10 protein-coding genes are annotated in these 14,782 nt (G+C 55.0%); 6 read left to right on the plus strand and 4 right to left on the minus strand.

Features of this window, described 5'->3' with window-relative positions; all coding sequences use genetic code 11:
* Positions 1–37: 37 nt before the first annotated feature.
* Positions 38–3,931 carry an ATP-dependent RNA helicase HrpA gene (gene hrpA, locus F822_RS01675; protein ID WP_025039646.1) on the plus strand — a complete coding sequence of 1,298 codons (3,894 nt, stop codon included), beginning with the start codon at positions 38–40 and terminating at the stop codon, positions 3,929–3,931.
* Between the two features lie 28 nt (positions 3,932–3,959).
* Here the strand turns inward: hrpA and F822_RS01680 are convergent, their stop codons facing one another.
* The 4 genes from F822_RS01680 to F822_RS01695 all read right to left on the minus strand — a co-directional run bounded on the left by F822_RS01680 (position 3,960) and on the right by F822_RS01695 (position 6,681).
* Positions 3,960–4,901, minus strand: coding sequence for a D-hexose-6-phosphate mutarotase (locus F822_RS01680; protein WP_025039645.1), 942 nt, complete (start codon positions 4,899–4,901; stop codon positions 3,960–3,962).
* Positions 4,902–5,036: 135 nt separating this feature from the next.
* Complete coding sequence (locus F822_RS14750; RefSeq protein WP_082204577.1) at positions 5,037–5,489, minus strand: DUF3293 domain-containing protein; 453 nt, start codon at positions 5,487–5,489, stop codon at positions 5,037–5,039.
* Positions 5,490–5,594: 105 nt separating this feature from the next.
* Positions 5,595–6,158, minus strand: coding sequence for a sugar O-acetyltransferase (locus F822_RS01690; protein ID WP_025039643.1), 564 nt, complete (start codon positions 6,156–6,158; stop codon positions 5,595–5,597).
* 142 nt (positions 6,159–6,300) lie between these two features.
* Positions 6,301–6,681, minus strand: coding sequence for a winged helix-turn-helix transcriptional regulator (locus F822_RS01695; protein ID WP_025039642.1), 381 nt, complete (start codon positions 6,679–6,681; stop codon positions 6,301–6,303).
* 336 nt (positions 6,682–7,017) lie between these two features.
* On the opposite strand from F822_RS01695, the gene F822_RS01700 reads away from it, so the two are divergent.
* The 5 genes from F822_RS01700 to F822_RS01720 all read left to right on the plus strand — a co-directional run bounded on the left by F822_RS01700 (position 7,018) and on the right by F822_RS01720 (position 14,716).
* The gene (locus F822_RS01700; protein WP_331458270.1) at positions 7,018–7,599 is read left to right on the plus strand and encodes a hypothetical protein; all 582 of its coding nucleotides are present in this window, start codon (positions 7,018–7,020) and stop codon (positions 7,597–7,599) included.
* Between the two features lie 811 nt (positions 7,600–8,410).
* Entirely contained in the window at positions 8,411–8,605 is a 195-nt protein-coding gene (locus F822_RS01705; protein ID WP_156304320.1) for a hypothetical protein, read from the plus strand.
* 12 nt (positions 8,606–8,617) lie between these two features.
* Positions 8,618–11,416: a class I SAM-dependent DNA methyltransferase gene (locus F822_RS01710; protein WP_025039639.1), complete on the plus strand. Its 2,799-nt coding sequence runs from the start codon at positions 8,618–8,620 to the stop codon at positions 11,414–11,416.
* Positions 11,413–13,533 carry a DEAD/DEAH box helicase gene (locus F822_RS01715; protein WP_036574385.1) on the plus strand — a complete coding sequence of 707 codons (2,121 nt, stop codon included), beginning with the start codon at positions 11,413–11,415 and terminating at the stop codon, positions 13,531–13,533. The genes F822_RS01710 and F822_RS01715 overlap by 4 nt, the downstream gene beginning before the upstream one ends.
* A complete protein-coding gene (locus tag F822_RS01720) occupies positions 13,526–14,716 on the plus strand; it encodes a GIY-YIG nuclease family protein (RefSeq protein ID WP_025039637.1) in 1,191 nt (396 codons plus the stop codon). Before F822_RS01715 ends, F822_RS01720 begins: the two co-directional genes overlap by 8 nt.
* Positions 14,717–14,782 lie beyond the last annotated feature (66 nt).

Below are 14,782 nucleotides of genomic sequence, written 5' to 3' on the forward strand. Positions count from 1 at the left end.
GCGCTAAAATACGCGTCTTTTCTTGAATAACCGGTTGATGAAAAAACTTCCTGCCATTTCTGTGATTGATACTGAGCGCCGCCTCGCCAACCTGCCTAAACCGGTCTATCCGGAAGATCTGCCTGTGGTTGCGCGGCGCCACGAGATAGCGCGCGCAATCCGGGAAAACCAGGTGGTAATTGTGTGCGGTGAGACTGGCTCGGGCAAGACTACGCAGTTACCCAAAATTTGCCTTGAACTCGGGCGTGGGGTTGCCGGCATGATCGGTCATACGCAGCCTCGGCGCATCGCTGCACGCACGGTGGCAGCCCGGATCGCTTCGGAACTCAATAGTCCGCTGGGGCACGCGGTAGGCTATAAGGTGCGTTTTTCCGACAAAGTGAGTTCGGAAACTTATATCAAACTCATGACCGATGGAATTCTCCTGGCGGAAACCCAAGGTGACCACTTCCTGCTGGCCTACGACACTATCATCATTGATGAGGCACATGAACGAAGCCTCAATATTGACTTTCTGCTCGGCTATCTCAAGCAGTTGCTACCCGCGCGGCCCGATCTGAAACTGATCGTCACTTCCGCCACCATCAATGCGCAACGCTTTTCAGCCCACTTCGATGATGCGCCGGTGGTTGAAGTATCGGGCAGAGTGTATCCGGTGGAGGTGCGCTACCGGCCCATCCAATCGCGCGGTTCCATTGATCCTGAATATCAGGCGAAAAACCGAAGTAAGGATGAAGCCCAGAATGAGGATAAGGAAGAAGACGACATTGAACAATCCATCCTTGATGCAATGGATGAGATCACCGGCTCCGCCGGTTCCAGTACTGGTGACGTGTTGATATTCCTCCCCGGCGAGCGGGAAATCCGCGAGACTGCCGAAGCACTGCGCAAGCATGGCATGAGCAGGCCCGGCCCCCGTGGCGCCGCCATATCCGGTATGGAAATTCTGCCTTTGTTCGCGCGATTGTCCTATGCCGAGCAGGAGCGAGTGTTCAAACCCGGTGGCAGCAATTTGAGACGTGTCGTGCTGGCTACCAACGTAGCGGAAACTTCGCTCACCGTTCCCGGCATTCGCTATGTGATCGATACAGGATTTGCGCGGCTCAATCGCTATAGTTATCGCAACAAAGTGGAGCAATTACAGGTCGAGAAAATTTCACGTGCTTCCGCCAATCAGCGAGCGGGGCGCTGTGGCCGCGTGATGAGCGGCGTCTGCATCCGTCTTTATTCGGAAGAGGATTACCTTGCGCGTCCGGAATTTACCGATCCGGAAATCCTGCGCTCATCGCTGGCAGCCGTGATTTTGCGCATGAAGTCTCTCAAAATTGGAGAAGTACAGAATTTTCCGTTCCTTGATCCGCCCCTGCCCCGAATGATCGCGGATGGCTACCAATTACTGGCGGAACTCGGTGCTGTAGACGATAGCAATTCGCTGACCGGCATAGGCTGGCAATTGGCCAAGTTTCCAATCGATCCTAAGATTGCACGGATGATCCTGGCTGGCAAAGAAGAGAACTGCCTGAGTGAAGTGCTGATCATCGCATCCGGCTTGAGCATGCAAGATCCGCGCGACCGGCCGTTCGAGCGGCAAGAGGCCGCCGACAGGGCGCATCAGCGCTTTCAGGATGAGCGATCCGACTTCATCGGCTACCTGAAGCTGTGGGATTTCTTCAATGAATTGTTGAAACATAAAAAATCCAATCGAAAACTGATGGAGCAGTGCCAGGAAAATTTTATATCCCACCGCAGAATGCGGGAGTGGCGTGAAATCCATGGTCAGCTACATACCTTGGTGGCCGAATTCGGGCTGAGACCAAACGAGATTCCCGCGAGTTATGACGAAATCCATCGCGCACTTCTGGCGGGGTTGCTCGGCAATATCGGCTTCAAGGCCGACGAGGATGGCGAGTATCTGGGAGCGCGTGGAATCAAGTTTTCTATTTTTCCGGGTTCGGTGCTCAAAAAAGCCAAACCTAAATGGATCATGGCTGCCGAACTGACCGAAACCAAAAAACTCTACGCACGTAGCGTAGCCAGGATCGACCCCCTTTGGGTGGAAAAAATCGCAGCAGGCGGGTTGTGCAAGAAGCACTATTTTGACCCCCATTGGGAGAAGACACCCGCACAGGTATCGGCATTCGAGCGCATAACACTGTACGGCTTGACGATCATGCCGAAGCGGCGGATTTATTACGGCGCCATCAATCCGAAGGAAGCGCGCGAAATTTTTATACGCTCGGCACTGGTGGCGGGTGAATACGTGACCCAGGCACCGTTTTACCAGCATAACCGCAAACTCATCGCCGATGTCGCAGCGCTGGAGCACAAGACACGCCGCCCGGATGTGCTCGTGGATGAAGCAGAAATCGTTGCGTTTTACGACGATCTCATCCCTGACGGGATATGCAACGGCGCAACGTTCGAAAAATGGCGCAGGCAGGCCGAGCGGGAAAACCCGCGCCTGCTCTATCTCACCAGGGAATACCTGATGCGTCATGAGGCGGGTAACGTTACGGAAGCGCGTTTTCCCGATAGCACGGTCGTGGATGGAGTACGGCTACCGTTTGCCTATCGCTTCGAACCAGGGCATCTATTGGATGGCGTCACCATTACCGTGCCGTTACCCCTGCTCAACAAGCTTCAGGCTACCTGGTTCGATAACCTCGTCCCGGGCCTGATCCGCGAAAAAATAACCTGGTATTTGAAAGCCCTTCCCAAACAGATACGCCGCCACCTGGTACCGATACCGGATTTCGTGACGCAGTTTCTGGAAGGCCATGAGTCAACGGTTACAGCTTCCGCCCCTGTGCCCCTACCCCAACCTCTGACCGAAGCATTGGCGGATTTTATCTCATTCAAGACGGGAATCACCGTTCCGCGGGATAGGTGGCACGACGAAAAGCCCCCGCTGCATCTGCTGATGAATTATAACGTTGTGGACGATGCAGGTCGCGAACTCGCGATGAACCGTGATCTCGCGCAACTCAAGGCGCAACTTGGCCAGGCCGCGCAGCTGACGTTCGCTCGGCTCGATTCGGGCGAACGCAGCCCAATCGAGCGTGACGATGTGAAACGCTGGGATTTTGGTGACCTGCCCGAAGAAATCACTTTTATCCGGAATGGGAAGAAACTGACCGGCTACCCGGCGCTGGTCACGCGAGAGGAAAAAGTAGCCATCCATTTGTTCGATACGCGCCCTGCGGCACAAGCAAAGATGCGCGGAGGTGTGCGGCAGCTGCTGTGCTTCGAACTCAAGGAGCAAATGAAGCGATTGGAAAAAGATCTGTCGGGACAAAATCGATCCCAGAGCCAGGCTGTATTGCAATTGCAAACCCTTATCAGCCCCCAGTTACTCAGGGAAGATATGCTGGACGCTATCGCCGACCGCGCTTTCATCGGCGACGATGCGCTGCCGCGCAGCGAAAAAGAGTTTATTGCCCAGCGGCAGCGGGCGAGAGCACGGCTACCCGCCGTGACTGAAGCTGTTATCCGAACGATACAAAGTATCGCGGGTGAATGCCAGGCATTGTCGAGCAGTCTTTCCGCAGCGGGATCGGCTACTCCCAAGCTGAAGGACAAGCTTTCCATTCAACTGCACAGCCTCGTTTATCCCGGTTTTTTAAATGCCACCCCATGGGAGCAGCTGCCACATCTGCCGCGTTATTTGAAAGGCATGGTTCTGCGGCTGGATAAATACGCGACCAACCCCGAGCGTGACGCCCGCCACGGCGCCGTTATTGCCGGGTTATGGAACCAGTATGAGCAGCGTATGGAAAAACATCTCAAGGCCGGAATCCACGATCCGGCCCTAGCTGGATTCCGCTGGCAAATCGAGGAACTGCGCATCTCGCTATTTGCGCAGGAGTTGAAAACGCCCTACCCCGTTTCCGCCAAACGACTGCAGAAACTGTGGGAAGAAATAAGCGCTTGAATCGGCGCGGTACCTTGACAGTATTCAGCTAAGCGGCAGATGGAAATTCACTCTCGAACTCAGTCAAATGCTGTTCTATGCGATAGTTTGCCGCCAATCGCACTTCCCTGCCTGGATCGACTTGCATAATATCCACGCCCGCATTGGCGGTTTCTACGCACACAAAGCGCTTGTAATCGTCATCTTTCAAGTCGCCCATTTCCGCCGAAATTTTTGCCCAAGGGTTCCACACTACCGCGGTTTTGCTCCCTGTGGATGTGATTCGTATCCGGCGGCCCAAGCCTGCATCATCGATCAGCACCTCACCGTGTATGCCCTGATAGATACGGTCGACTTCCGTATCGATTATTACCGAACCTGCCTGGAACTTTTGAAGGCCATTATCAACTTTATCGATATACTTGATCCCCTCCAGGCCCGATATCGCTACCTGATCGATATGCCCTACTTTGAAATAAGTGTGCAACGCCTGAGTTACGTGAAATGTATGGGCTGTCGGGTTATGCGTAATCAATTCCAGGTTCAGCGATTCCCCAACAGTAATTTCCAGCGAAAGTTTGAATGAATGCGGCCATATCGCCTGTGTTTCGGGTGTATCTGTCAGACCCAGGGTAATCTTGCATTCCCCATTCGCGGTGACTTCAGTTTTCATCACATTCCAGAGCCGGTTTCGCACAAAACCGTGAGCTGGGCGCCCCAGTTGCTCGGGGTCCGGCCCAAACCAGGGCCAGCAGATCGGCGCTCCACCCTTGATGCTCTTACCCGTCTGGTAATATGCAGCATCGCTGAGAAACATCAGGTTATACGGCTCATTGGCAGGCTGAAAAGACAAGACCTGACCGCCATAGATAGAGATCAGAGCGCTTGCCTTGACGTTATCAATCTTGATGAAAGGGAATCCTCCCACACCTTCGATGAATTTGACCTGGTCGGCAATTCCGTATTCGGCATTCAGTTGTTCTATATTCATTATTTTATTCCATTCGGGTTTTATCTGGATTTGACTAGATAGAAACAACCTGATAATAGCATTCCAACGATTTGTTTGGAAGGATTTTTCTGGATATCATAACTTATTCTAATATCATTAAAATATATGAGAAGATTATCGGAGAAGGATCAGTCTGGGGACGGCGTCGGCGCCAGCCCATACTATAGCGTTCTGGCCAAACGCTTTCCCAAGCGCACACGATGCCTCAAGATCCAGCCCAAGTGCAAGAAAGCTCTTCTCGGCCGGCCACTTCCCGGAGGGATCGAAACCTTCACCCTCGATAATCCGGCCGGCCCCGACCAGGCTGCACAGTTTGCCGAAAAGATGCACACAAGCCTTCCGATTTGTCTCAGGACTCTGAATTTGGCCGAATGGATTGCAAGCAGTGATGAACGCAGTACATTGATGACCCGAAGCGGAAAAAAGCCGCGATAGCGGCTCGGAATACTGATCTACGCGCAAGATAATCGCACCGGAGCCTGTCCGGCAGTCAACCTGCTGGTCAACCCGATAGTGAGCTGAGCGGTAAGCGGCGACGAGGTCGCCGGTAATTTTAGACTGTGGCAAATAAAAATCCCGGGATTACCCTTGCAGCAATTCCCAACCTTGTTCCTGGTTCTCCGGTTTATAAGAAAAAGCGCTTCAGACGTGTTTATCCAGCGGAATTGCCGGTTAGCCAAGATGCCGTATTACTTTGCAAGGGTTCCCGGCAGCGAAAACGTTCGGTGGGATATTTTTGGTTACGATGCTGCCTGATCCAATGGTTGTGCCTTGGCCAATCGTCAAACCAGGATTGATAATCGCACCGCCGCCAATCCAGACGCTATCTCCCAGTTCAATGGGTTTAGCCGCTTCCAGCCCGGTATTACGCTCTTCCGCCACCAGCGGATGCGTTGCGGTATAGATCTGAACACCGGGACCCAGAAACACGTTATCGCCTATGGTGACTTCTGCGCAATCGAGCACCACGCAGTTGAAATTGGCATAAAAGTTATCGCCGATGTGGATGTTATAGCCGTAATCGCAAAAAAAAGGCGGCTCAATCACCGCACGCTGGCCTAGCGTACGGAGTAGCTCCCGCAGAATGATCGATCGCTTATCAAGCTCGTCCGGCGAGGTATCATTGAATGTCCTCAGCAATTTTCTGGCGTGCCTTCTTTCCCTGCACAGCAACTCATCGCTGGACCGGTACAACTGTCCGGTGAGCATTTTGTGCTTTTCCGACTGATGGGCCATAAATTACCCCGTGGCACAAGAAATCGACGAGTAAAACGAATATGATTTTTTATTGAAGTTTTATAAAGTGCGCGCTCAAAGACCCTGCCACAGACTGCCCTCTTCCACGCAATCCATAGCGAGCTTGATCTTGCGTCAACTACTAATTGTGAGAGGTCGCATTTGAGTGCTGGCTCAAAAATTCTTGCGCATCACTCGCGGGATCGTGCTTGGAGCCCCAGCGCAACAACTCCAGGATTGCTGGCGACAGATCATGGCCTTTCTCAGTGAGTGTATAAATCACTCTACGCGCATTGCCGGGATCGCGCTGGCGCAAAACGATATTGGACTCTTCCAGTTTTCTTAGCCGGTCGGAGAGTATGTTGGAAGCGATCTTCTCCGGTGATGTCAAAAAATCCCCAAAATACTGCTTGCGCATAAACATAATGTCGCGAATGACAAGCAGGGTCCACTTGTCGCCCAAGATATCGAGTGCACAACTGACCGGACAGGAAGAGCGTTTGATCTGATCTTGTTTAACCATGACAGCCTCAGCGTATTATTTTAGTTGCACTATGCAATTAATCAATTATACTTTCCTTGCGCAACTCATATACAGGATAAAATAAACTTGGCGGCGGGGCGAATTTTCGCAGATGTAGAGCGTCTTAAAATTATCCTGCCAAGCCGGCAAGGCAGCTAATGCTGCTGTAAAGGATTCAAAGCGCATTTTACTTTATCCGGGCTTTTCCGGAAAAATCATTATGGCTGGTGCGAGTGAGATTTCTTCCACCAGACAATGGCTTGGCCTCTGCTAAATCGTAACTCATAGAAGGGTTCATTGCAGGGGCGAGCGTTATAAACAGAGAGGAGTAATTCAATGATGATCAAGGAAGTGATACGGGTCGGCGTATCGACTCTTGCGCTCGCCGCAGCGCTCTACAGCGGTGTGGTGGCTGCGCATGGAAGAGTCTCCATGGAAGAAGACACGTGCATGCGCCGGCTTGGCGACAACAGCATGGTGCATCTAAGCGCCTACCAGCCTCAGTACGAGCCCAGCGATCAGTACTGCACCGAAATCCCGAAGGGAGGCGATACTTTTCTGGTGGTGGACCTCGTGGATCCCGCGCTCCGTGACATACCGATTGGTGTGCGAATCGTCAAAGGGAGCCACGAGACAGAAGATGAAACAGTGACCTATTTGCATCCGACTTACCACCCTGACGGTGTGATCAAGGGAGAGACCAGTCTGGATAAGGGTGAATATACCGTATTCATTACGGGGGAGGCGGTACCTCCTGTGCGCTATCAATATCCGTTGCGCGTAGAGCTGGTTAATTATGCGAAAACTTTTCGTGCCGCGATAGGGCCACTGATCGTGGTGCTTCTATTGAGCTTGCTCGGGTATAAAGTCATGCACTCGAAGCGGATGAAGCAGTGGCGTGCGTCCCGGCGCTCGTAGGCGCTATTCGGCGGCAAAGAGCAGGAATGGAAAAGAAAGTTGTTTCCTGTTACATGACGTGAGATATGGCTCAGCCAAGGAAGCTGGCAAACAAGGAAGCTGACAAAAGCGAGACAGAAGCTTCCATTATGGATTCTGCGTTATCGTAGAGCTTTACTGGAAAGTGCGCCGAGATACGCTAAGGCGATAAAGCATAAACTACGATGACATGGGTAGGTGTCGATGTGCTGGCGAAGTCCTTCATGGGGGAGGCATCAAGCTCCGTCGCCAGCTTCGATAGGCTAGCGATGATCTGCTTCGGCAGGCATCGCTAGCCATTTTGTTATGGGGCGTTATTGATCATGAGCCTTGTAACTCATTCCGGCTCGTATCCGCACGCCGTCTGGCTTGCGTCCAATAGCAATCCAGCCTGATCCTGCCGGTTTTTATTGAGTTCCGTCTGCTGGGAGGTGTAAGCCGGAGCCGCCGAAAATTCCATCAACCCAATTCCAGCCTCGCCACGATCGCATCCAGGTCAATGATCTTCCCATCGTTGTGGACGCATGATCCTCAAACAAATGACCGGCATCAATGCCGGTAGACAGCAGTAGTAGACAGCCGTGCATCGCGCAGGTTGGTGGTCCGGCGATCTGAGTCGAGGGAAACGCGCATAGCCGACAAGCATGTACGGAAAATCGGTAGCTTAAGATTTGCGTACGCTATACCATGACGGCCTTATTTTCCGCACAATTTTTCGTGGGAGTGGGGCGATTTCGGCGCACGAACAATGCCTGTCGCAAAACAGTTGTTTCCCGACACCACTTGGACCCACATGACGAACCGAAGCATCAGCATAGGGCACCCAGGCCGCCACAGGGGCTGCTATGCGCAGGACTACATCTCGCTCACCATTATGATGAAGAGCTTCGACGATGACGGCGGCGACGAGGGCGACCCTTTACGAGTGTCCGCAACCCATACCAGCAATCGCTCCCTCTGCGGGAAGCGTATGCAAGACGTCACATAGGCAAGATGCATCATGAATGCAGTAGAAATCGAAGCAGCCATATCGGAACTGGCCTGTCAGCCCTTCGACGCAGCCGAGTTCCCGTTCGCGTTCCTGGCCGCTTTCGGCAATAAGGACACGGCCCTCAAACGCCTGCGTGCAGGCAACAACAACGCTTCGGATGTGCCCGGTGGCGTGCTTCAGCGCAACAACATCCATATTGCCGTATGCGAAGCCGGCACTGTGGGCGAAACCCTCAAGGCGTTGCGCGCCAGCCGGGCCACCACCAAAGCCAAGGCCAAGTTCATCCTCGCCACCGACGGGCAGACCCTTGAGGCCGAAGAGCTGGGCTGTGGCGAAACCATCACTTGCGACTATCCGGACTTCCCGAACCACTTCGGTTTCTTCCTGCCACTGGCCGGCATCTCCACCATCAAGGAGATCAAGGATAATCCCATCGACGTACGCGCCACCGGCCGTTTGAACAAGCTGTACGTCGAGTTGCTGCGCGAGAACTCGGACTGGGCCAAGGACGAGCGCCGTCCGGACATGAACCATTTCATGGCAAGACTGGTGTTCTGCTTCTTTGCCGAAGACACTGATATCTTCAACGGTGAGGGACTATTCACCCGCACGGTGGACCAGTACAGCGAGCGCGACGGCGCCAATACCCACCAAGTGCTGTCCGAAATCTTCCGTGCTATGAACACCCGGATTGCTGATCGGGCCGAAGCGAAATTCCGCCCGTGGGCCGATCAGTTCCCTTACGTCAACGGCGGTCTGTTTTCCAGCAGCACCGAAGTGCCACGCTTCACTCGCATGGCGCGCACCTACCTGCTGCACACCGGTAGCCTGAAATGGCGCGAAATCAATCCCGACATCTTCGGCAGTATGATTCAGGCCGTGGCCGACGACGAAGAGCGCGGCGCCTTGGGCATGCACTACACCAGCGTGCCCAACATCCTGAAGGTGTTGAATCCCTTGTTCCTGGATGACCTGCGCGCACAGTTGGCTGAAGCCGGTGATAACGAGCGTAAGCTGCTGAACCTGCGCAAGCGCATGGCGCGCATCCGCGTGTTTGATCCGGCCTGCGGTTCAGGCAACTTCCTGGTTATTGCCTACAAGCAGATGCGCGAGATCGAGGCAGAGATCAACCGTCGCCGGGGAGAAATGCATCTCGGTAGCGAGATTCCTATAAAAAGTTTCCGAGGCATCGAGCTGCGCGACTTCCCGGCGGAGATTGCACGCTTGGCCCTGATCATTGCCGAATTCCAGTGTGACGTGCTGTATCGCGGGCAAAAGGATGCTCTGGAGGAGTTTTTGCCGCTGGATGCGCAGAACTGGATCATCTGTGGTAATTCGCTGCGGCTGGACTGGTTGAGCATCTGCCCGCCCACGAGCACAGGCGTGAAGCTGGTGGCAGATGATTTGTTTGGCACACCACTGAATCAAACGGAAATCGATTTCGGGAATGAAGGCGGTGAGACGTACATCTGCGGGAATCCGCCGTATCTGGGGTTCACGTGGCAATCGTCAGAGCAAAAGCAAGAGATGAAAGCCATCTTCGAGCATCGCGTGAAAGGCTGGAAGTCGCTTGACTACGTCGCTGGCTGGTTCATGAAGGCTGCCGACTATGGCTCGCGAACAAGAGCGATTTCAGCTTTTGTAGCGACGAACTCGATTTGTCAAGGCGAACAGGTGGCGCTGCTTTGGCCGCTTATCTTCGCGTCGGGGCATGAGATTGCTTTTGCCCATACGTCATTCAAGTGGGCGAACCTGGCAAGCCACAATGCCGGAGTAACTGTGGTCGTCGTTGGTATTTCACGAGACACCAACCAGAAAAGAAAGCTCCTTGACGATGATGGCGATGGCGTGATTGCCGTGCGAGAGGTTGACAGCATCAATGCTTATCTTGTGCCTGGGCAGAATGTTGTGATCGAACCAATTCCACGCTTGGTTCGCGATTCGGACAAAGCCACAATGGTCTGGGGAAATAAGCCGACGGATGGTGGCAACTTGTCACTGGCGGCAGAGGAGAGAGATAAGTTTCTCGCGGAGAACCCCGAGACGGAGAAGTTTATGCGCCCCTATTTTGGAGCAGCTGAATACATTCGGGGGCTGGCACGATTCTGCATCTGGGTGAATGACGCCGAGGCGAACGTAGCGGCACAGATTCCGGCGTTGCTCCGTCGATTCGAGAGGGTGCGAACCTTTCGAGAAGAAAGCAAAGCGGCGGAAACAAGGCCGGCCGCCGATTATCCGCACCGTTTTCGGCAGATCCAAGGAGTCGCCATCAGTCACGCTCTGATCGTTCCTCAAGTGAGTTCAGAACGCCGAGGGTATCTGCCGGTTGGTCTTCTGCCGCCTCGTTCGATTGTCAGCAACCTTGCGTTCGCTCTCTACGACGCGCCTCTTTGGAACATGGCACCCATCGCTTCGCGCCTTCACCTTGTCTGGATTGCGACGGTCTGCGGCAAATTAGAAACACGCTATCGCTATTCCAATACCCTCGGCTGGAACACCTTCCCCGTGCCGCTGCTCACCGAGCAGAGCAAGGCTGACCTGACCGCCTGCGCCGAGAACATCCTGCTTGCCCGCGAAGCGCATTTCCCCGCCACCATCGCCGACCTCTACGACCCGGACAACATGCCGGAAAACCTGCGTCGCGCCCACGAACGCAACGATGAAGTGCTGGAGCGTATCTATATCGGCCGCCGCTTCAAGAACGACACCGAACGGCTGGAAAAACTGTTTGAGCTTTATACGAAGATGACGGCGGCAGCGGCCAAGGCCAAGCCCACCACAAAAGCGACAAGGAGAAAGAAAGCGTGAGCGAGCAAACCAGCAACCCCACCCACGCCTACACCGTACCGTCGGTGTCCATCACCACGGCGCGCACGGGCACTTCCAGTAAGGCCAACGCGCTGGGAATGCGCGCCATGCAGGAGCGTGCCTACGCCAAGCGTGGCGAGCAGTATCTGCTGATCAAATCGCCACCGGCATCAGGCAAATCCCGCGCGCTGATGTTCATCGCGCTTGACAAGCTCAACAACCAAGGCTTGCAGCAGGCCATCATCGTGGTGCCTGAGCGTTCCATTGGCGGCAGCTTTGCCGATGAACCCCTGAGTCAACACGGCTTCTATTGGGATTGGCAGGTGGCCCCGCAGTGGAACCTGTGCAACGCTCCTGGCGTGGACGAGCCGCGCGTGGCCAAGTCCAAGGTGGATGCGGTGCGCAAGTTCCTTGAGAGCACCGACAAGGCACTGGTCTGCACCCATGCAACCTTCCGCTTTGCGGTGGAAGAGCTGGGCATCGAAGCGTTCGACAACCGCCTGATCGCCATCGACGAGTTCCACCACGTCTCCAGCAACCCGGACAATAAGCTGGGTAGTCAGTTGGGCGCGTTCATCATCCGCGATAAGGTACATCTAGTGGCCATGACTGGCTCCTACTTCCGTGGCGATACCGAGGCTGTGTTGGGTCCGGCGGATGAGGCCAGATTCGAGACGATCACTTACACCTACTACGAACAGCTCAACGGCTACCGCTGGCTCAAATCGCTGGACATCGGCTACTTCTTCTACACAGGTCCTTACGTGAACGCCATCGCCAAGGTGTTGGACCCGGCGCTGAAAACCATCGTCCATATTCCCAATGTGAATGCCCGCGAAAGCCTCAAAGACAAGCAGCGCGAGGTGGATGAAATCATGCACAGCTTGGGGGAATGGAAAGGTGTTGACCCGGCCACCGGCTTCCATCTGGTGCTAGCCCGTGATGGCCGTATCCTGAAAGTAGCGGATTTGGTGGATGACAGCGATCCGGGCAAACGCTCCAAAGTGCTCACCGCGTTGAAAGACCCGACGCAGAAGAACAACCGCGACAGCGTGGATATCATCATTGCGCTGGGCATGGCAAAGGAAGGCTTTGACTGGATCTGGTGCGAACATGCACTGACCATTGGCTACCGCAGCAGCCTGACTGAAATCGTGCAGATCATTGGCCGCGCCACTCGTGACGCCGAAGACAAGGAACGATCACGTTTCACCAATCTGATCGCCGAACCCGCGGCCGAACAAACTGCCGTGGCCGAGGCAGTGAACGATATGCTCAAAGCCATTTCCGCCAGCCTGCTGATGGAACAGGTGCTGGCCCCGCGCCATGAGTTTACCCCCAAAAATGCCGGCCCGAAGGAAGGCTTCGATTACGGCGAGGAAGACTATAAGTACGGCGGCCGCAACATCGGCGTGAACAAGGATACCGGCCAGATTCATGTGGAGATCAACGGGCTGGCAACGCCGAAAAGTCCGGAGGCCACGCGCATCTGCAGGGAGGACTTGAACGAAGTCGTCACCAGTTTCCTGCAGGACAAAACCGTGCTGGAGCGCGGCTTGTTCGACAAGGAAAATACCCTGCCCGAAGAGCTGACCCAGTTGCGCATGGGCAAGATCGTGCGCGAGCGTTATCCGGAGCTGAGCGCGGGCGATCAGGAGGCCATCCGGCAACACGCCATCGCAGCCATGAACATCACGCAGCAGGCCAAGCTAGTGTTGGCTCGGGCCGATGCCAACGGAGGCGGAGCAGCGCAGGGCAATACGACGTTGCTGGATGGCGTGCGCAAGTTCGTCAATGTGCGTGACCTGGACATCGACCTGATCGACCGCATCAATCCCTTCGATGCTGCCTATGCGGTACTGGCGAAAGCGATGGATGAGAAATCGCTGCGTCAAGTGCAGGCCAGCATTGCCGCCAAGAAGGTGAGCATTCCCGAAGACGAAGCTCGCGAGCTGGCAAGACGGGCCTTGCAGTTCAAGAACGAGCGCGGTCGCTTGCCAGACATCAATTCCGCCGATGCATGGGAAAAGCGCATGGCCGAAGGCGTGGCCGCACTGGCACGTTACCGTGCACAGGCTAAGGCGGCACAGGCGCAGGGAGAGTCTGGCAATGGCTGAGATGAACGATGACGAACTGCTGGATGCGTTGGGTGTAGAAGTCGCCCCGCTCAAGTCCGCCAGCCGAACTCCGCGCGAGGAACGCATCATTGCGGGCTTCGAGGACATTCTGCGCTTCCATCAGGCTCATGGCCGCGCCCCGCTGCATGGCGAAGGTCGTGACATCTTCGAGCGCCTGTATGCGGTGCGCCTGGATCAGCTGCGCAAGTTGTCGGAAGCGCAAACCCTGCTGGCTCCTCTGGATAGTCCCGGCCTGCTGACTGGTACGGCAGCAGCCTCGGCCGATGTAGATGACTTGGACGAAGATGCTTTGCTGGCCGAGTTGGGTATTGGCGATGAACCCGCCGATCAGAACGACATCACCGTGCTGCGCCACGTGCGTTCGCGGGCGGAAATACGTGCGGCGGAGGAAATCGCTAACCGCGCGCCGTGTGCAGATTTCGACAAGTTCCAACCACTGTTCGAGCAGGTGGAGCGGGAACTGAAGGCTGGCGTTCGCAAAACGCTGCGTTTTGGACGCGATGCCAGCATTGCCAGCGGCAACCACTTCATCGTCGGCGGGCAGCTTGCCTATGTGGCTGAAACCGGCGAAACCATCAAGGCCCCGAACGGCGCAAGCGATGCGCGTCTGCGCGTCATCTACGCCAACGGCACGGAAAGCAACTTGCTGCGCCGCTCCCTGCAACGGGCACTCTACAAGGATGAAACAGGCCGCCGCCTGACCGATCCGGACATGGGGCCGCTGTTTGGTGATGCGCCAGAGCCTGACGATATTGAAACCGGGACTATCTATGTACTGCGCAGCCTGTCCAGCCACCCCTTCGTGGTTGAGCACCGCGAGCTGATTCACAAGATTGGTGTGACCGGGGGCAAGATAGAGGCCCGCATCGCAGGCGCGGAAAAGGATGCCACCTACTTGTTGGCTAGCGTGGAAGTAATCGCCACTTACAAGCTGCACAACGTGAACCGTATAAGGCTAGAAAACATCTTCCATCGCTTGTTCGGCACAGCACAGCTTGACTTGACCATCGAAGATCGCTTCGGCCATCCGGTCAAGCCGAGGGAATGGTTCCTGGTGCCGCTCCATGTGATTGACGAAGCTGTGCAGCGTATTCTGGATGGCTCGATTACCGATGTGGTCTACGATCCTGAGACAGCTCAGTTGGTCGGTCAGGCTCAGTAACGATTGCTAGCAGCGATGCCTGGATAGTGTGACGGAATTTTCGGTGGTTCCGGCTTACGTCCCCCT

Source organism: Nitrosospira briensis C-128 (assembly GCF_000619905.2).
In the GTDB taxonomy this organism is placed as follows: Bacteria; Pseudomonadota; Gammaproteobacteria; order Burkholderiales; family Nitrosomonadaceae; genus Nitrosospira; species Nitrosospira briensis.